Origin of the sequence: Pseudomonas fluorescens (assembly GCF_003732425.1) — a bacterium.
GTDB lineage: Bacteria > Pseudomonadota > Gammaproteobacteria > Pseudomonadales > Pseudomonadaceae > Aquipseudomonas > Aquipseudomonas fluorescens_BE.
The window spans coordinates 57,816-74,204 of sequence record NZ_MOBX01000005.1; the positions used below are offsets into that span (position 1 = coordinate 57,816).

The following is a 16,389-nucleotide window of genomic DNA, read 5'->3' on the forward strand; positions in this document are numbered from 1 at the left end:
ACAACGCCGCTCGTCCCCTCTGCGGCGCTACGGTTGAAATCCTCTCCAGCACCCCCATATGAATGGGCATAAGGCACTTTCGCCCCGCTGTGTGGAGACTCTTCCCTTGACCACCATCGTTTCAGTCCGCCGTCACGGCAAAGTCGTCATGGGCGGCGACGGCCAGGTTTCTCTCGGCAATACCGTGATGAAAGGCAACGCGAAAAAAGTCCGTCGCCTGTACCACGGCCAGGTCATCGCCGGTTTTGCCGGTGCCACTGCTGACGCCTTTACCCTCTTCGAACGTTTCGAAGGCCAGCTTGAGAAACATCAGGGCCACCTGGTGCGCGCCGCTGTCGAACTCGCCAAAGAATGGCGCACCGACCGTTCCCTTAGCCGCCTCGAAGCCATGCTCGCGGTTGCCAACAAAGACGCTTCGCTGATCATCACCGGCAACGGTGACGTGGTCGAACCCGAAGACGGCCTGATCGCCATGGGTTCCGGCGGCGGCTACGCGCAAGCCGCGGCCAGCGCGCTGCTGAAAAAGACCGACCTGTCGGCCCGTGAAATCGTCGAAACCGCTCTCGGCATCGCCGGCGACATCTGTGTATTCACCAACCACACTCAGACCATTGAGGAGCAGGATCTCGCTGAATAAGCCTGACGCGGCCCTGTGCCACGGCTTGTTTCTGCTTGAGGACCGTCAATTACTATGTCCATGACTCCCCGCGAAATCGTCCACGAACTCAACCGCCACATCATCGGCCAGGACGATGCCAAGCGCGCCGTCGCGATTGCCCTGCGCAACCGCTGGCGCCGCATGCAGCTGCCTGAAGAGCTGCGTGTTGAAGTGACCCCGAAGAACATCCTGATGATCGGCCCGACCGGTGTCGGTAAAACAGAGATCGCCCGTCGCCTGGCGAAACTGGCCAACGCGCCGTTCATCAAAGTCGAAGCGACCAAGTTCACCGAAGTCGGCTACGTCGGTCGTGACGTCGAATCGATCATCCGTGATCTGGCTGACGCCGCGATCAAGATGCTCCGCGAGCAGGAAATGACCCGCGTGCGTCACCGCGCCGAAGACGCTGCCGAGGATCGCATCCTCGACGCACTGCTACCGCCAGCGCGTATGGGCTTCAGCAATGAAGAAACCCCAAGCACCGATTCCAACACCCGTCAGCTGTTCCGCAAGCGCCTGCGTGAAGGTCAGCTGGATGACAAGGAAATCGAGATCGAAGTGGCCGAAGTGGCCGGCATCGAAATCGCCACGCCGCCCGGCATGGAAGAAATGACCAACCAGCTGCAGTCGCTGTTCGCCAACATGGGCAAGGGCAAGAAGAAGGCGCGCAAACTCAAGGTCAAGGAAGCGCTGAAACTGGTGCGCGACGAAGAAGCCGGTCGCCTGGTCAACGAAGAAGAGCTGAAAGCCAAAGCGCTGGAAGCCGTTGAGCAACACGGCATCGTGTTCATCGACGAGATCGACAAAGTCGCCAAGCGCGGTAACGTCGGCGGCGCCGATGTGTCCCGTGAGGGCGTACAGCGCGACCTGCTGCCGCTGATCGAAGGCTGCACCGTCAACACCAAACTGGGCATGGTCAAGACTGACCACATCCTGTTCATCGCCTCCGGCGCGTTCCACCTGAGCAAGCCGAGCGATCTGGTGCCGGAGCTGCAAGGTCGTCTGCCGATCCGTGTCGAACTCAAGGCCCTGAGCCCGTCGGACTTTGAGCGCATCCTCAGCGAACCGCACGCTTCGCTCACCGAGCAATACTGCGCGCTGCTGAAAACCGAAGGCCTGAACATCCAGTTCCAGCCGGAAGGCATCAAGCGTCTGGCGGAGATCGCCTGGCAGGTCAACGAGAAAACCGAGAACATCGGTGCCCGTCGCTTGCACACGCTGCTTGAGCGTTTGCTCGAAGAGGTGTCGTTCAGCGCTGGCGATCTGGCCAGCACCCACGATGAGAAGCCGATCCTGATCGACGCCGAATACGTCAACAGCCACCTCGGCGAATTGGCGCAGAACGAAGACCTGTCCCGTTATATCCTGTAAGCCATACTTACAGATGTAATGGAACTGTGGGAGCGAGCCTGCTCGCGAAGACGGCAGTACATTCAACCCTTGTGTTGACTGAACCACCGCTTTCGCGAGCAGGCTCGCTCCCACAAGGTTCCGCACAAGACGGATACCTGCTCATGATCCCCACCGACATCAAACTGCACAAAGCCTCGAAAATCCTGACGCTCACTTACGCGTCCGGCGAGGAATACACTCTGCCCGCCGAATTCCTGCGCGTGCATTCCCCCTCCGCCGAGGTTCAGGGCCACGGCAAACCGATCCTGCAATTCGGCAAGCTCAACGTCGGTCTGAGCAAACTGGAACCGGCCGGTCACTACGCACTGAAACTGACCTTCGACGACGGTCACGACAGCGGCTTGTTCACCTGGGATTATCTCTACGAGCTGGGGCGACGTTATGACGCACTCTGGGCCGATTATCTGGCTGAGCTCAAAGCCGCCGGAAAAACCCGCGACCCGAGCGAGTCGATCGTCAAGCTGATGCTCTAGTCCGAGACTCTTGCTCTTTAGAGGGCATTTTCTAAATTCATCTGTTTGAATGCTCCGCTGTGTGGCCGAGGATCGGCCTGCTTGCGAAAAAAATTAAACTCGGGTAACCAATGGAGCTGGCAAGTTCCCTGCAGTGCTCTACGACTGTAAAGCAGCTATGCAGAATTAACGGTCACCCGAGCAGTAGTACCTGGCATTGGCTGTGGAACTGCACAGCAGAAAACCGGGTACTCGTCTCAGGACAATGGAGCGTCGTAGATGAGTAACAAGAATAACGATGACCTGAAGTATCAAGCCTCGGAAAACACCCTGGGGCTTAATCCCGTCGTTGGGCTACGCGGAAAGGATCTGCTGGCCTCTGCTCGTATGGTGCTGAAACAGGCCATCAAACAACCGATCCATAGCGTCAGGCACGTCACCCATTTCGGCCTCGAACTGAAGAACGTGCTGTTTGGTAAATCCGAACTGCAACCGGCAGGCGATGACCGTCGCTTCGCCGATCCTGCGTGGAGCCAGAACCCGCTCTACAAACGTTATCTGCAAACGTATCTGGCGTGGCGCAAGGAACTCCATGCCTGGATCGATGACAGTAGCCTTTCACCCAAAGACATCGCCCGCGGCCACTTCGTCATCAACCTGATGACCGAAGCCATGGCCCCGACCAACACGGCGGCCAACCCGGCCGCGGTGAAACGCTTCTTCGAAACCGGCGGCAAAAGCCTGCTCGATGGCCTCTCGCATCTGGCCAAGGATCTGGTCCACAACGGCGGCATGCCGAGCCAGGTCAACATGGGCGCGTTTGAAGTCGGCAAGAGCCTCGGCGTCACCGAAGGTGCGGTGGTGTTTCGCAACGACGTGCTGGAGCTGATCCAGTACAAGCCGATCACCGAGCAGGTCCACGAGCGTCCACTGCTGGTGGTGCCGCCGCAGATCAACAAGTTCTACGTCTTCGATCTGAGCCCGGACAAGAGTCTGGCGCGCTTCTGCCTGCGCAATAACGTACAGACGTTCATCGTCAGCTGGCGCAACCCGACCAAGGCCCAGCGCGAGTGGGGCCTGTCGACCTACATCGATGCATTGAAAGAAGCCGTCGACGTGGTCACGGCGATCACCGGCAGCAAAGACGTGAACATGCTCGGTGCCTGCTCCGGCGGCATCACCTGCACCGCCCTGCTCGGCCACTACGCGGCGATCGGCGAGAAGAAGGTCAACGCCCTCACGCTGCTGGTCAGCGTGCTCGACACGACGCTGGACAGCGATGTCGCCCTGTTCGTCGACGAGCAGACCCTGGAGACCGCCAAGCGCCACTCGTATCAGGCCGGCGTGCTCGAAGGCAAAGACATGGCCAAGGTTTTCGCGTGGATGCGCCCCAATGATCTGATCTGGAACTACTGGGTCAACAACTACCTGCTCGGCAACGAGCCGCCGGTGTTCGACATTCTCTTCTGGAACAACGACACCACCCGCTTGCCCGCCGCGTTCCACGGCGACCTGATCGAGATGTTCAAAAACAACCCACTGATTCGCCCCAATGCACTGGAAGTGTGCGGTACGCCGATCGACCTCAAGCAGGTCACGGCCGACATCTTCTCGCTGGCCGGCACCAACGACCACATCACCCCGTGGAAGTCCTGCTACAAGTCGGCGCAATTGTTTGGTGGCAAGGTCGAGTTCGTGCTGTCGAGCAGCGGGCATATCCAGAGCATTCTGAACCCGCCGGGCAACCCGAAATCGCGCTACATGACCGGCGAAGAAATGGCGGCCAATGCCGATGAGTGGCAAGAGAACTCGACCAAGCACACCGATTCCTGGTGGCTGTACTGGCAGGCGTGGCACGCCGAGCGCTCGGGCAACCTGAAAAAGGCCCCGCTGAAACTGGGCAACAAAGCGTATCCGGCGGGTGAAGCATCGCCGGGCACTTACGTTCACGAGCGGTAACTGACACCACCCTGCCCAATGTAGGAGCTGCCGCAGGCTGCGATCTTTTGATTCTGTTTTTAAAATCAAGATCAAAAGATCGCAGCCTTCGGCAGCTCCTACACAGGGAATCGGGTGTACTTGAAATCCACAGGGCCTGAAGCATGCCGCAACCGTTCATATTCCGTACCGTCGACCTGGATGGCCAGACCCTCCGCACGGCGGTACGCCCCGGCAAGCCTCACTTGACGCCCTTGCTGATTTTCAACGGCATCGGCGCCAACCTGGAGCTGGTGTTTCCGTTTGTCGCGGCGCTGGACCCGGATCTGGAAGTGATCGCGTTCGACGTGCCCGGTGTCGGCGGCTCGTCGACGCCGAACAGGCCGTATCGCTTCCCCGGGCTGGCCAGGCTGACCTCGCGCATGCTCGATTACCTCGACTACGGTCAGGTCAACGTCATCGGCGTGTCGTGGGGCGGCGCACTCGCACAGCAATTCGCCTACGACTACCCCGAACGCTGCAAGAAACTGGTGCTGGCGGCGACCGCTGCCGGTGCCGTGATGGTGCCGGGCAAGCCAAAAGTGCTGTGGATGATGGCCAGTCCGCGACGCTACATTCAGCCGTCCCACGTGATCCGCATTGCCCCGCTGATTTACGGCGGCTCGTTCCGTCGTGACCCGACGCTGGCAGCCAGCCATGCGGCGAAAGTGCGTTCGGCGGGCAAGCTCGGTTACTACTGGCAACTGTTCGCAGGCCTCGGCTGGACCAGCATTCACTGGCTGCACAAGATCCATCAACCGACGCTGGTGCTGGCCGGCGATGACGATCCGCTGATCCCGCTGATCAACATGCGCATGCTCGCCTGGCGCATTCCCAACGCCCAACTGCACATCATCGACGACGGTCATCTGTTCCTGATTACCCGTGCCGAAGCGGTGGCGCCGATCATCATGAAATTTCTCCAGGAGGAACGTCAGCGCGCGGTGATGCACCCGCACCCGACACCGCTGGGCGGTTAACCGCTGCGGCAGGCTTTATGCAAGTGTTATGGAGTGCGCGGCAGGACGCCGCGCAGGCAGCAACCCGCAACAGCGTCTATGGTGTTCTGGTTCGGTGAGTTTGTTTTTGGCCTGAAGACGAAGGAGTGTTGAGTCATGCGCGACAAACCAGCGACGGGCGTGGTGCCCAGCCCCGCCGTGTTCATCAATGCACAAAGTGCGATCACCGGTTTGCGTGGCCGGGATTTGATTTCGACCTTGCGCAGTGTGGCAGCCCATGGCCTGCGCAACCCGATCCACAGTGCGAAGCACGCCTTGAAGCTCGGCGGTCAATTGGGCCGCGTGCTCCTCGGCGAAACCCTGCACCCGACCAATCCGAACGACAACCGTTTCGCTGATCCGGCGTGGAGCCTCAACCCGTTCTACCGGCGCAGCCTGCAGGCGTATCTGGCCTGGCAAAAACAGGTCAAGAGCTGGATAGATGAGAGCAACATGAGCGACGACGATCGTGCCCGCGCGCACTTCGCCTTCACCCTGCTCAACGACGCCGTGGCGCCGTCGAACACCTTGCTCAACCCGCTGGCGGTCAAGGAGCTGTTCAACTCCGGCGGGCACAGTCTGGTGCGTGGTCTCAGCCATTTGTTCGATGACTTGCTGCACAACGATGGCCTGCCGCGCCAAGTGACCAAGCAGGCTTTCGAGGTCGGCAAGACTGTCGCCACCACCACCGGTTCGGTGGTGTTTCGCAACGAGATGCTGGAGCTGATCCAGTACAGACCGATGAGCGAAAAGCAGTACGCCAAGCCGCTGCTGGTGGTGCCGCCGCAAATCAACAAGTACTACATTTTCGACCTCAGCCCACACAACAGCTTCGTCCAGTACGCGCTAAAAAACGGCCTGCAGACGTTCATGATCAGTTGGCGCAACCCCGATGTCCGCCATCGCGAATGGGGCCTGTCGACCTACGTCGAAGCGGTAGAAGAAGCGATGAACATCTGCCGGGCGATCACCGGCGCGCGCGAAGTCAACCTGATGGGCGCCTGCGCCGGCGGCCTGACCATCGCCGCCCTGCAAGGCCACTTGCAGGCCAAGCGGCAACTGCGGCGGGTTTCCAGCGCGACCTATCTGGTCAGCCTGCTGGACAGTCAGATCGAGACCCCGGCCACCCTGTTCGCCGACGAACAGACCCTCGAAGCTGCCAAGCGTCGCTCCTATCAGAAGGGCGTGCTCGATGGTCGTGACATGGCCAAGGTCTTCGCCTGGATGCGCCCCAACGATTTGATCTGGAGCTACTTCGTCAACAATTACCTGCTGGGCAAAGAGCCGCCAGCCTTCGACATCCTCTACTGGAACAACGACAACACCCGTCTGCCGGCGGCATTTCACGGCGACCTGCTGGACTTCTTCAAGCACAACCCGCTGACCCATCCGGGTGGCCTGGAAGTGTGCGGCACGCCGATCGACTTGCAGAAAGTCACTGTCGACAGCTTCAGCGTCGCCGGCATGAATGATCACATCACGCCGTGGGATGCGGTGTATCGCTCGACCCTGCTGCTCGGTGGCGAGCGGCGTTTCGTGCTGTCCAACAGCGGACATGTGCAGAGCATCCTCAACCCGCCGAGCAACCCGAAAGCTGCCTACGTCGAGAACGGCAAGATGAGCAGCGACCCGCGTGCCTGGTACTACGACGGCAAGCACGTCGACGGCAGTTGGTGGCCGCAGTGGCTGGAGTGGATTCAGCAACGCTCCGGGGCGCAGCACGAAACCACGTTCGCCCTGGGCAACCCGAACTATCCACCGATGGAGGCAGCGCCCGGTACTTACGTGCGTGTGCGCTGACGCTTAACCGAACTTTTCTAAGAAGACTGGATGAAAACCCGCGACCGGATTCTCGAATGTGCTTTGCAACTGTTCAACGAAAAGGGCGAGCCGAACGTCTCCACCATGGAGGTGGCCAATGAAATGGGGATCAGCCCGGGCAACCTCTACTACCACTTCCACGGCAAGGAACCGCTGATTCTCGGATTGTTCGAACGTTTCCAGAATGAACTGGCGCCACTGCTCGATCCGCCGTCGGATGTGGAACTGGCGCCGGAGGATTACTGGTTGTTTTTGCATTTGATCGTCGAGCGGCTGGCGCAGTACCGCTTCCTGTTTCAGGACCTGTCGAACCTGGCCGGGCGCTTGCCGAAACTGGCCAAGGGTATTCGTCATCTGCTCAATGCGCTGAAGCGCACACTGGCGTCGTTGCTGGCACGGTTGAAGGCTTCGGGGCAACTGGTCAGTGATACGCAGGCGTTGGGGCAACTGGTGGAGCAGATCACTATGACGCTGCTGTTTTCGCTGGATTATCAGCGGATTCTGGATCGCGAAGGCGAGGTTCGATTAGTCGTGTACCAGATCATGATGCTGGTGGCGCCACATCTGCTGCCGCCGGTGAAGGTCGCCACGGAGCGGATGGCCCTGCAATACCTTGAAGACCATGATTGACCCAGAATCAAAAGATCGCATCCTTCGGCAGCTCCTACACTGACCTCTGTAGCAGCTGCCGAAGGCTGCGATCTTTTGATCTTCAAACAAAAAACGCCCGACCTTCACAGGCCGGGCGTTTTGTTTTGCCCTGAAGAATCAGGACTGACTGGTTGGCGTCGACGGGGTCGATGCAGCAGTCGGGGTGGCCGCCGGAGTCGGAGCTGCGGCGGAGTTGGACGCACTCACCGGAGCTGCCGGGGTGGCCGGTTTGGCTGCAGCAGGTGCGGCCGGTTTCGGCGCAGCGGCTTTCGGCGCGGCCGGTTTTTTCACTGCCGGTTTCTTCGCCGCAGCAGGTTTCGCTGCAGGCTTGGCAGCCGGTTTGGTGGCAGCGGTTTTCGCTGCAGGTTTAGCGGCGGGTTTCGCTGCAGTTTTGGCCGCAGGTTTCGCAGCGGCTTTAGCGGCAACCGGTTTGGCTGCGGCTTTGGCTGCTGGCTTGGCGGCGGCGGTTTTCGCAGCGGGTTTGGCTGCTGCTTTGGCTGCAGGCTTGGCCGCTGCTTTAGCCAGAGGCTTGGCGGCAGTTTTCGCTGCTGGTTTGGCCGCAGCCGTTTTCGCAGCCGGTTTGGCTGCTGCGGTTTTCGCCGCCACGGGCTGGGTTTTCAGACCGGTGAGTTTTTCGATCTGCTTGGTCAAGGTTTCCACCTTGCTATGCAGTGCTTTGACCTCATTGCGGCTCGGTACACCCAGGCGCGAGATCGCGCTGTTCAGGCGCTTGTCGAAAGCCCCTTCCAGTTCGTCCCACTTGCCCAGTGCGCGATCTTTCACGCCGCTGATGCGCGACTTGGCCGAAGAAGCGGAGTCCTTGGCGGCATCGACTTTTTTGCCGACTGCCGACTTGGTGAGCTTCTCGGCTTTCTCGCCGTCTTTGACCAATGTATCGAAGAGCTTGCTGCCGTCAGTGTCGATCTTCGAGTACACGCCTAAACCAGCCAGCCAGATTTTGCGGGAGTAGTCTTCGACTTTCCCGATCCACGAGCTGCCTTCTTTATCGGTGTTCTTTTTACCAGCCATCCCGTTCTCCTTAAGATTTACGCGCGACGCGTTCGAGCAATGCCGTCAGCTCATCGAGCTTAGCAGAGAGTGTCTCAACGTCATGTTTAGACGGAATGCCGATACGATTCAAGGCGCTTGCTACGCGGGTGTCGAAAGCCTTCTCGACCTTGTCGAGTTGAACTTCGACGCGACCTTTGAAAGAACTCACTTCGCTCTTGGCTTCATCAATCTCGGCGTTGGCTGCTTCGAGTTTTTCGGTGACGACTTTTTTGCCTTTCTTTTCAACAGTTTGACCAGCCTTGATCAGCTCTTGAAAGTAGTCGCTGCCCTCTTGGCCGACCTTGGCGTAGGCACCCAGGCCTGCCAGCCAGATCTTGCGGGCATAGGATTTGACGTCGCTCAGAGCAGAAGTCGAAGCGTCGATTTTTTTCTTCAAAATAACTTTGGCCATGGTGCACCTCACGCGCAGAAGGTTTGAGGAACTGCCCGCAGATGTGTCGGGCTCAGGCACAAAGTAGGTAGAAAAATTAGAAACGGCACCCTAACAACTGACATGAATCGGTGGGGCCTGAATGAAAAGATCGCAGCCTTCGGCAGCTCCTACAGGGGAATGTGTGCGTCTGTAGGAGCTGCCGAAGGCTGCGATCTTTTGATGTTCAAACCAGGGCTTTGTCGAGGGCTTTCTCGATCTCGGCTTTGATCATGCCGCTCATGGCCGACATCATGATGCCCAGCTCGACATCGACCTTGATCGAATCGTCCGCCACATGCACCGCGCCCTTTACGCCCGAGCGTTTGAGGTTCAGGGTGTCGCCCGACCACTGCGGCTCCAGGCCATATTGGTCGGAGAGTTTCTGCGCCAGCTTGTCGGCCTTCTCGCGGGCGGCTTCCTTACCCAGTTTGTGGGCACGCTCAACACTGATTTTGGCCATTGAATGACTCCTGCTTTATGAATAGGTCTCGGTAAATCTTGACCGCTGCTGCGGCAAATCGTCCCGAAGGTTGCCCATCTTACCTTTAGCCATTCCAAGACAAAGCATGGCTTGGGGATTAGAATGTCGCGCATTCTCTTTTGGTGACAGCGATATGACTGATCAGCGCAAAGGCAGCGATGCCGAACCCACCACTCACTTCGGCTTCAAAAACGTTCCGGAAAGCCAGAAAGCGGAAAAAGTCGCTGAAGTTTTCCACTCGGTAGCCGCCAAGTACGACCTGATGAACGACCTTCTGTCGGGCGGCATGCACCGTCTGTGGAAGCGTTTTGCGATCGAACTGTCGGGCGTGCGCAGCGGTAACCGCGTGCTGGACATCGCCGGCGGTACCGGTGACCTGACCAAAAAGTTCTCACATCTGGTCGGCCCTACCGGTCAGGTCGTGCTGGCCGACATCAACGAATCGATGCTCAAGGTCGGCCGTGACCGCCTGCTCGATCTGGGTGTGTCGGGCAACGTCGAATTCGTTCAGGCGGACGCGGAAAAACTGCCGTTCCCGGACAACCATTTCGATTGCGTGACCATCGCCTTCGGCCTGCGCAACGTCACGCACAAAGAAGATGCCCTGCGCTCGATGCTGCGCGTGCTCAAGCCTGGTGGTCGTCTGCTGGTGCTGGAGTTCTCCAAGCCGACCAACGCGCTGATGTCGAAAGCCTACGACGCCTACTCGTTCGCCTTCATGCCGCTGATGGGCAAGCTGATCACCAATGACTCGGAAAGCTATCGCTACCTGGCCGAGTCGATCCGCATGCACCCGAATCAGGAAACCCTGAAGTCGATGATGGTCGATGCCGGTTTCGACCGCGTGACCTATCACAACATGACCGCAGGCATCGTCGCCCTGCACCGCGGCATCAAGCCCTGATGTTGCTCACCGGGCTGCTCGCCAGCGTTGAACTCGGCCTCAACCGGGTGCTGCGTCTCGACAGCACGGCGCTGCCGCGACTGGCGCATTTGACCGGCAAGGTGATTGCTGTCGACTGCCGCAGCCCGGCGCTGCAACTGTTCATTTTGCCGAGTGACGAAGGTTTGATGTTGGCCTCGCACTGGGAAACCGGTGTCGACTGCACCCTGCGTGCGCCGGCCTCAAGCCTGGTGAAACTGGCCGTGAGCAAAGACAAGACGGCGGTGTTGCACGCCCCGGAAGTCGAGCTCGATGGCGACAGCGGCGTGCTGCTGGAGCTGGCCGGTGTGCTGCAGGATCTCGAGCTGGACTGGGAGTACGAACTCTCGCGCTGGCTGGGACCTGTCGCGACGCAACTGGTGGGCGGTCATTTGCGCAGCCGCGCGCGCTGGTATCAACAAGGATTTGCCAGCCTCAACCAGAACCTCGCCGAATACCTCGCCGAAGAATCGCGCACCCTCGTCGGGCAGCGCGAAGCCGAAGCACGGTTCAGCGAACTGGACCGGATCAAACTTGATCTGGAACGTCTCGAGGCGCGTTTCGAGCGCCTTTCCCGATCCCTCGACCCAAGCGATAACGCATGAAGCTGCTTGCCGTCCGCCGTCTGTTGCGCATCCAGCGCGTCGTGATCCGCTACCGCCTCGATGATCTGCTGTTCGATCTGCCGCTGCCCTGGTTCCTCCTGGCGCTGCGCTATGTGCTGCCGTGGCGCTGGTTCCCGCGCAAGCCGCTGGAACTGAGCCGCGGCGCGCGTTTGCGTTTGGCGTTGCAGGATCTCGGGCCGATTTTCATCAAGTTCGGGCAGATTCTCTCGACCCGCCGCGACCTGTTGCCGGAAGACATCGCCGATGAGCTGATGCTGTTGCAGGATCGCGTGCCGCCGTTCGACTCGCAACTGTCGATCAAGCTGATCGAAGAACAGCTGGGCAAGAAAATCAGCGACGTGTTCAGCCGTTTCGACGTTGAACCGCTGGCTTCGGCCTCGGTGGCGCAGGTGCATGCCGCGCAGCTGAAAACCGGCGAAGAAGTCGTGGTCAAGGTCATCCGTCCGGGCCTCAAGCCGATCATCGCGCAGGATCTGGCGTGGCTGTTCATCCTTGCCCGCGCCGCCGAAAAGGTCTCCGCCGACGCGCGCCTGCTGCACCCGGTCGACGTGGTGCAGGACTACGAAAAAACCATCTACGACGAACTCGACCTGCTGCGCGAGGCAGCCAACGCCAGCCAGTTGAAGCGCAACTTTGAAGGTTCACCGCTGCTCTACGTGCCGCAAGTCTATTGGGACTGGTGCCGGCCGAAAGTGCTGGTGATGGAGCGCATCTACGGCATTCAGGTCACCGATCTGGCGACCCTCGCCGATCAGCGCACCGACATGAAAATGCTCGCCGAGCGCGGCGTGGAGATTTTCTTCACTCAAGTGTTCCGCGACAGCTTTTTCCACGCCGACATGCACCCGGGCAATATCTTCGTCAGCACCGTCAATCCGTGGAGCCCGCAGTACATCGCGATCGACTGCGGCATCGTCGGCAGCCTGACCCCGGAAGACCAGGATTATCTGGCGCGCAACCTGTTCGCGTTCTTCAAGCGTGACTACCGTCGCGTGGCGCAGTTGCACATCGATTCGGGCTGGGTGCCGGCGGAAACCAAGCTCAACGAATTCGAAGCGGCGATCCGCACCGTGTGCGAACCGATCTTCGAAAAACCGTTAAAAGATATTTCATTTGGCCAGGTGCTGATGCGCCTGTTCCAGACCGCGCGGCGCTTCAATATGGAAGTGCAGCCGCAACTCGTGCTGCTGCAAAAGACCCTGCTTAACATCGAAGGCCTCGGCCGTCAGTTGTATCCGGATCTGGATCTGTGGAACACCGCGCAGCCGTTCCTGGAGCGCTGGATGCGCGAGCGCGTCAGCCCGAAAGCCTTGTTGGGCAACGTGCAGAGCCAGTTCGAACAACTGCCGCACCTGGCCAACATGGCCCGCGATCTGCTCGAACGCATGTCGCAACCGCACGCCTACGACCCGCCGCCACCGTGGCACAAACGCAAGGACGACTGGTTCCTGCGCCTGCTCGGTTGCGCGCATCTGGCCGGCGGGGTGATCCTCGCCATCGGTGGCCCGCTGCACGAATTGGGGCATTGGCCCGCCGGAATCATGGTGGCCGTCGGCTTGTATCTGGTCGTTCGCCGATAGCCAGTTCCGTGATCGGCTGGCACACTGTTTCAACGCCTGAACCCGACTATTGAAGTGTGGGTTCGCTGTCGGAGTCGAAAATGAAGAACTGGCTGGACGAGATCAAATGGGACGCTGATGGCCTGGTGCCGGCGATTGCCCAGGATCACAAGACCGGACGCGTACTGATGATGGCCTGGATGAACCGCGAAGCGCTCGAACTGACCGCTGCGGAAAACCGTGCAATCTACTGGTCACGTTCCCGTGGCAAGCTGTGGCGCAAGGGCGAAGAGTCCGGCCATGTGCAGACCTTGCATGAAATGCGTCTGGACTGTGACGCCGACGTGATCATCTTGATGGTTGAACAGATCGGCGACATCGCTTGCCATACCGGCCGTCAAAGCTGCTTTTACCGTGTCTTCGAAAACGGCGACTGGAAAACGGTCGATCCGGTCCTCAAAGATCCGCACGCAATCTATTCCGCAGGACACACACATGAGTGACACCCTGACTCGTCTGGCCCAAGTGCTTGAAGAGCGCAAAGGCGCAGCGGCCGACAGCTCCTATGTAGCCAGCCTGTATCACAAGGGTCTGAACAAGATTCTGGAGAAAGTCGGCGAAGAGTCGGTCGAAACCATTATTGCCGCCAAGGACGCCGCCGTCAGCGGCGACTGCAGCGACGTGATCTACGAGACCGCCGACCTGTGGTTCCACAGCATGGTCATGCTCGCCCAACTGGGGCAGCATCCGCAGGCCGTGCTCGATGAGCTGGATCGTCGCTTCGGTCTGTCCGGACACGTCGAGAAAGCCTCGCGTCCGTCCGCCTGAACAATTTCTAGAGAGGAACAGCAACATGGGCATTTTTGACTGGAAACACTGGATCGTCATTCTGGTAGTCGTGGTGCTGGTGTTCGGCACCAAGAAACTGAAAAACCTCGGCACCGACGTTGGTGAGTCGATCAAGGGCTTCCGCAAAGCCATGAACGACGACGAAAAACCAGCCGCAGATCCAACCGTGACGCCTGCGCAACCGGTACCACCGGTGCAGCCGCAAGCCACCGCTCAGGCCAACCCGCCGCACACTATCGACGTGCAGGCGCAGAAAGTCGAAGAGCCGATCCGCAAAGACGTGTGAGCACTGACTAATGTTTGGTATCAGCTTCTCTGAACTGCTGCTCGTCGGCCTCGTCGCCCTGCTGGTGCTTGGCCCCGAGCGCTTGCCGGGCGCTGCGCGCACCGCCGGCCTGTGGGTCGGACGGCTGAAGCGCAGCTTCAACGCGATCAAACAGGAAGTTGAACGTGAAATCGGTGCCGACGAGATCCGTCGGCAACTGCACAACGAGCACATTCTGTCGCTGGAGCAGGAGGCGCGGAAGATTTTCAATCCGGTTCAGCAAGAGCCGACGCCGGTTGAGCATGTGGGGCAGCAGACGATTCACAGCCCTGCTGCCGCGACGACGCCACCAGCACCTGCTGCCGTTGTAGCTCCGACAGAAACGGCGCCAGCCGCCGTGGAACATTCTGTTGAACACGTTGCGCCAAACGCCGCGCCGATCACAACAGCGCCTCACGACACTACTCTGCCGCCGCGAGCCCCATGAGCGATCTCCCCGAAAACGACCAGCACATGCCGCTGGTTTCGCACCTCACCGAGTTGCGCACCCGCCTGCTGCGTTGTGTGGCGGCGATCTTCATCATCTTCGCCGGACTGTTTGCGTTCACCCAGCAGATCTACACATTCGTCTCGACGCCGCTGCGCCAGTACCTGCCAGTCGGCGCGACGATGATCGCCACCGACGTGTCGTCGCCGTTCCTGACGCCGCTGAAGCTGACGATGATGGTCTCGCTGTTCCTCGCGATCCCGGTGATCCTGCATCAGATCTGGGGCTTTATCGCGCCGGGTCTGTACAAACATGAGAAGCGCATCGCGGTACCGCTGCTGGTGTCCAGCATTTTGCTGTTCTACACCGGCATGGCGTTCGCCTATTACTTCGTGTTCCCGCTGATCTTCAAATTCTTCGCTGCAGCCACCCCGGCCGGCGTGGAAATGATGACCGACATCGCCAGTTACCTCGATTTCGTCATGACGCTGTTCTTCGCCTTCGGCGTGGCGTTCGAGATCCCGGTGGCCGTGGTGCTGCTGGTGTGGATCGGCGTGGTCGATGTGGCCTACCTGAAGAAGATCCGCCCGTACGTGATCATCGGCTGCTTCGTGGTCGGCATGATCCTGACGCCGCCGGACATCTTCTCGCAGACCCTGCTGGCCGTGCCGATGTGGATGCTGTTTGAAATCGGCATTCTGTTCGGTGGTTTGATCAGCAAGCGCGAACGTCCGGACGAAAGTCCGGCCGACGATCACAACGACCAGCCGCCAGCGACCCAGGCATGAACCTGCTGCTGCTCGAAGAAGCCGACTTTATCGCGGCCGACCGCGTGGTCCTGCGTGATCGACGCCTGACCCACATGCAGGAAGTTCACCGCTCGGAAGTCGGTGACAACCTGCGCGTCGGCCGCATCAACGGGCTCATGGGTTCGGCTGAGCTGCTGCGCCTCGAAGCGGGTGAAGCCGAGCTGCGCGTCAGCCTCGATCAGCCGCCACCGGCCAAGCTGCCGCTGACGTTGGTCCTCGCTCTGCCACGCCCGAAGATGCTGCGTCGGGTGTTTCAAACCGTGGCGACCATGGGCGTGTCGAAGGTGATTCTGGTCAACAGCTATCGGGTCGAGAAGAGTTTCTGGCAGACGCCGTTTCTTGAGCCTGAAGCGATTCGCGAAAATTTGATCCTCGGCCTCGAACAGGCCCGCGATACCGTGCTGCCGGAAATCATTATCGAAAAGCGCTTCAAGCCTTTCGTGGAAGACCGGCTGCCAGCGATTGTCGAAGGCACGCTCGGTCTGGTCGGCCATCCCGGCAACTATCCGCCGTGTCCACGCGCGCTGAGCGAACCGGTGACTCTGGCCATCGGCCCCGAAGGTGGCTGGATTCCTTACGAAATCGATCTGCTGGCCAAGTCCGGCCTGCAACCGGTGCAGCTCGGCGAACGCATCCTGCGCGTCGAAACCGCCGTCACCGCCCTCCTCGCCCGCCTGTTCTAACACCATAAACTTCTGTGGCGAGGGAGCTTGCTCCCGCTCGGCGGCGGAGCCGTCGTAATACCGGCCAATGCGGTGCTCTTGGAGAAAGAGCGATGGCCGCTTCGCGCCCAAGCGGGAGCAAGCTCCCTCGCCACAATGTCCCTGCGCTCAGGACAAATCGGGTTACAGATTGCCATCACTCGGCCGATACACTCTCCATAAGTCCAATTAGTGGTCGGGAGTCGTCGCATGTACCGTTGGTTAGCCGAAAGTCTT

Annotated in this window: 19 protein-coding genes; 16 read left to right on the forward strand and 3 right to left on the reverse strand. The window is 59.8% G+C overall.

Annotation, left to right across the window (positions count from 1 at the left end; translation table 11 throughout):
• Positions 1-106 precede the first annotated feature (106 nt).
• The 7 genes from hslV to BK670_RS08140 all read left to right on the forward strand — a co-directional run bounded on the left by hslV (position 107) and on the right by BK670_RS08140 (position 7,949).
• Positions 107-637 (forward strand): ATP-dependent protease subunit HslV, encoded by a 531-nt coding sequence (gene hslV / locus BK670_RS08110; RefSeq protein ID WP_016984593.1) that lies wholly within the window; start codon positions 107-109, stop codon positions 635-637.
• Between the two features lie 54 nt (positions 638-691).
• Positions 692-2,029, forward strand: a complete 1,338-nt coding sequence (hslU, locus tag BK670_RS08115; protein WP_123449355.1) for an ATP-dependent protease ATPase subunit HslU — start codon at positions 692-694, stop codon at positions 2,027-2,029.
• Positions 2,030-2,172: 143 nt separating this feature from the next.
• Entirely contained in the window at positions 2,173-2,544 is a 372-nt protein-coding gene (locus tag BK670_RS08120; RefSeq protein WP_185036746.1) for a gamma-butyrobetaine hydroxylase family protein, read from the forward strand.
• 258 nt (positions 2,545-2,802) lie between these two features.
• Positions 2,803-4,482 carry a class II poly(R)-hydroxyalkanoic acid synthase gene (gene phaC / locus BK670_RS08125; protein WP_123449356.1) on the forward strand — a complete coding sequence of 560 codons (1,680 nt, stop codon included), beginning with the start codon at positions 2,803-2,805 and terminating at the stop codon, positions 4,480-4,482.
• 143 nt (positions 4,483-4,625) lie between these two features.
• Positions 4,626-5,480 (forward strand): poly(3-hydroxyalkanoate) depolymerase, encoded by an 855-nt coding sequence (gene phaZ / locus BK670_RS08130; protein WP_123449357.1) that lies wholly within the window; start codon positions 4,626-4,628, stop codon positions 5,478-5,480.
• Positions 5,481-5,615: 135 nt separating this feature from the next.
• Complete coding sequence (phaC, locus tag BK670_RS08135; RefSeq protein ID WP_123449358.1) at positions 5,616-7,298, forward strand: class II poly(R)-hydroxyalkanoic acid synthase; 1,683 nt, start codon at positions 5,616-5,618, stop codon at positions 7,296-7,298.
• Positions 7,299-7,328: 30 nt separating this feature from the next.
• Complete coding sequence (locus BK670_RS08140; RefSeq protein ID WP_095187463.1) at positions 7,329-7,949, forward strand: TetR/AcrR family transcriptional regulator; 621 nt, start codon at positions 7,329-7,331, stop codon at positions 7,947-7,949.
• A 138-nt stretch (positions 7,950-8,087) separates the two neighbouring features.
• On the opposite strand, the gene BK670_RS08145 is transcribed toward BK670_RS08140, so the two are convergent.
• From BK670_RS08145 to BK670_RS08155, 3 genes are all read right to left on the reverse strand, one after another.
• Positions 8,088-8,999 (reverse strand): phasin family protein, encoded by a 912-nt coding sequence (locus BK670_RS08145; RefSeq protein WP_123449359.1) that lies wholly within the window; start codon positions 8,997-8,999, stop codon positions 8,088-8,090.
• 10 nt (positions 9,000-9,009) lie between these two features.
• Positions 9,010-9,432, reverse strand: coding sequence for a phasin family protein (locus BK670_RS08150; RefSeq protein WP_123449360.1), 423 nt, complete (start codon positions 9,430-9,432; stop codon positions 9,010-9,012).
• 205 nt (positions 9,433-9,637) lie between these two features.
• Complete coding sequence (locus BK670_RS08155; RefSeq protein ID WP_123449361.1) at positions 9,638-9,913, reverse strand: polyhydroxyalkanoic acid system family protein; 276 nt, start codon at positions 9,911-9,913, stop codon at positions 9,638-9,640.
• A 154-nt stretch (positions 9,914-10,067) separates the two neighbouring features.
• Between BK670_RS08155 and ubiE the strand changes: the two genes are divergently transcribed.
• The 9 genes from ubiE (at position 10,068) to BK670_RS08200 (ending at position 16,134) form a co-directional block, all read left to right on the forward strand.
• On the forward strand, positions 10,068-10,838 hold the full coding sequence (gene ubiE / locus BK670_RS08160) for a bifunctional demethylmenaquinone methyltransferase/2-methoxy-6-polyprenyl-1,4-benzoquinol methylase UbiE (protein ID WP_003220857.1): 771 nt from the start codon (positions 10,068-10,070) through the stop codon (positions 10,836-10,838).
• Positions 10,838-11,461 carry a ubiquinone biosynthesis accessory factor UbiJ gene (locus tag BK670_RS08165; protein ID WP_086793910.1) on the forward strand — a complete coding sequence of 208 codons (624 nt, stop codon included), beginning with the start codon at positions 10,838-10,840 and terminating at the stop codon, positions 11,459-11,461. The genes ubiE and BK670_RS08165 overlap by 1 nt, the downstream gene beginning before the upstream one ends.
• A complete protein-coding gene (gene ubiB / locus BK670_RS08170; RefSeq protein WP_123449362.1) occupies positions 11,458-13,062 on the forward strand; it encodes a ubiquinone biosynthesis regulatory protein kinase UbiB in 1,605 nt (534 codons plus the stop codon). The genes BK670_RS08165 and ubiB overlap by 4 nt, the downstream gene beginning before the upstream one ends.
• A gap of 80 nt (positions 13,063-13,142) precedes the next feature.
• The gene (gene hisI, locus BK670_RS08175; RefSeq protein ID WP_007899278.1) at positions 13,143-13,544 is read left to right on the forward strand and encodes a phosphoribosyl-AMP cyclohydrolase; all 402 of its coding nucleotides are present in this window, start codon (positions 13,143-13,145) and stop codon (positions 13,542-13,544) included.
• The gene (locus BK670_RS08180; RefSeq protein WP_007952422.1) at positions 13,537-13,869 is read left to right on the forward strand and encodes a phosphoribosyl-ATP diphosphatase; all 333 of its coding nucleotides are present in this window, start codon (positions 13,537-13,539) and stop codon (positions 13,867-13,869) included. The genes hisI and BK670_RS08180 overlap by 8 nt, the downstream gene beginning before the upstream one ends.
• Before the next feature lie 25 nt (positions 13,870-13,894).
• Complete coding sequence (locus BK670_RS08185) at positions 13,895-14,176, forward strand: twin-arginine translocase TatA/TatE family subunit (protein ID WP_003220847.1); 282 nt, start codon at positions 13,895-13,897, stop codon at positions 14,174-14,176.
• Positions 14,177-14,186: 10 nt separating this feature from the next.
• Positions 14,187-14,642 (forward strand): Sec-independent protein translocase protein TatB, encoded by a 456-nt coding sequence (gene tatB, locus BK670_RS08190; protein WP_123449363.1) that lies wholly within the window; start codon positions 14,187-14,189, stop codon positions 14,640-14,642.
• Positions 14,639-15,430, forward strand: a complete 792-nt coding sequence (gene tatC / locus BK670_RS08195; RefSeq protein ID WP_123449364.1) for a twin-arginine translocase subunit TatC — start codon at positions 14,639-14,641, stop codon at positions 15,428-15,430. The genes tatB and tatC overlap by 4 nt, the downstream gene beginning before the upstream one ends.
• Complete coding sequence (locus tag BK670_RS08200) at positions 15,427-16,134, forward strand: 16S rRNA (uracil(1498)-N(3))-methyltransferase (RefSeq protein ID WP_123449365.1); 708 nt, start codon at positions 15,427-15,429, stop codon at positions 16,132-16,134. The genes tatC and BK670_RS08200 overlap by 4 nt, the downstream gene beginning before the upstream one ends.
• The last annotated feature ends 255 nt before the right edge of the window (positions 16,135-16,389 follow it).

Excerpts from the sequence above, each read along its gene's own strand:
- phaZ (WP_123449357.1), top strand. The coding sequence starts at position 4,626 with ATGCCGCAACCGTTCATATTCCGTACCGTCGACCTGGATGGCCAGACC.
- hisI (WP_007899278.1), top strand. The coding sequence starts at position 13,143 with ATGAAGAACTGGCTGGACGAGATCAAATGGGACGCTGATGGCCTGGTG.
- BK670_RS08155 (WP_123449361.1), bottom strand. The coding sequence starts at position 9,913 with ATGGCCAAAATCAGTGTTGAGCGTGCCCACAAACTGGGTAAGGAAGCC.
- ubiB (WP_123449362.1), top strand. The coding sequence starts at position 11,458 with ATGAAGCTGCTTGCCGTCCGCCGTCTGTTGCGCATCCAGCGCGTCGTG.
- BK670_RS08185 (WP_003220847.1), top strand. The coding sequence starts at position 13,895 with ATGGGCATTTTTGACTGGAAACACTGGATCGTCATTCTGGTAGTCGTG.
- BK670_RS08120 (WP_185036746.1), top strand. The coding sequence starts at position 2,173 with ATGATCCCCACCGACATCAAACTGCACAAAGCCTCGAAAATCCTGACG.
- ubiE (WP_003220857.1), top strand. The coding sequence starts at position 10,068 with ATGACTGATCAGCGCAAAGGCAGCGATGCCGAACCCACCACTCACTTC.
- BK670_RS08140 (WP_095187463.1), top strand. The coding sequence starts at position 7,329 with ATGAAAACCCGCGACCGGATTCTCGAATGTGCTTTGCAACTGTTCAAC.
- BK670_RS08165 (WP_086793910.1), top strand. The coding sequence starts at position 10,838 with ATGTTGCTCACCGGGCTGCTCGCCAGCGTTGAACTCGGCCTCAACCGG.
- tatC (WP_123449364.1), top strand. The coding sequence starts at position 14,639 with ATGAGCGATCTCCCCGAAAACGACCAGCACATGCCGCTGGTTTCGCAC.
- BK670_RS08145 (WP_123449359.1), bottom strand. The coding sequence starts at position 8,999 with ATGGCTGGTAAAAAGAACACCGATAAAGAAGGCAGCTCGTGGATCGGG.
- hslU (WP_123449355.1), top strand. The coding sequence starts at position 692 with ATGTCCATGACTCCCCGCGAAATCGTCCACGAACTCAACCGCCACATC.
- BK670_RS08200 (WP_123449365.1), top strand. The coding sequence starts at position 15,427 with ATGAACCTGCTGCTGCTCGAAGAAGCCGACTTTATCGCGGCCGACCGC.
- phaC (WP_123449358.1), top strand. The coding sequence starts at position 5,616 with ATGCGCGACAAACCAGCGACGGGCGTGGTGCCCAGCCCCGCCGTGTTC.
- BK670_RS08180 (WP_007952422.1), top strand. The coding sequence starts at position 13,537 with ATGAGTGACACCCTGACTCGTCTGGCCCAAGTGCTTGAAGAGCGCAAA.
- tatB (WP_123449363.1), top strand. The coding sequence starts at position 14,187 with ATGTTTGGTATCAGCTTCTCTGAACTGCTGCTCGTCGGCCTCGTCGCC.
- phaC (WP_123449356.1), top strand. The coding sequence starts at position 2,803 with ATGAGTAACAAGAATAACGATGACCTGAAGTATCAAGCCTCGGAAAAC.
- BK670_RS08150 (WP_123449360.1), bottom strand. The coding sequence starts at position 9,432 with ATGGCCAAAGTTATTTTGAAGAAAAAAATCGACGCTTCGACTTCTGCT.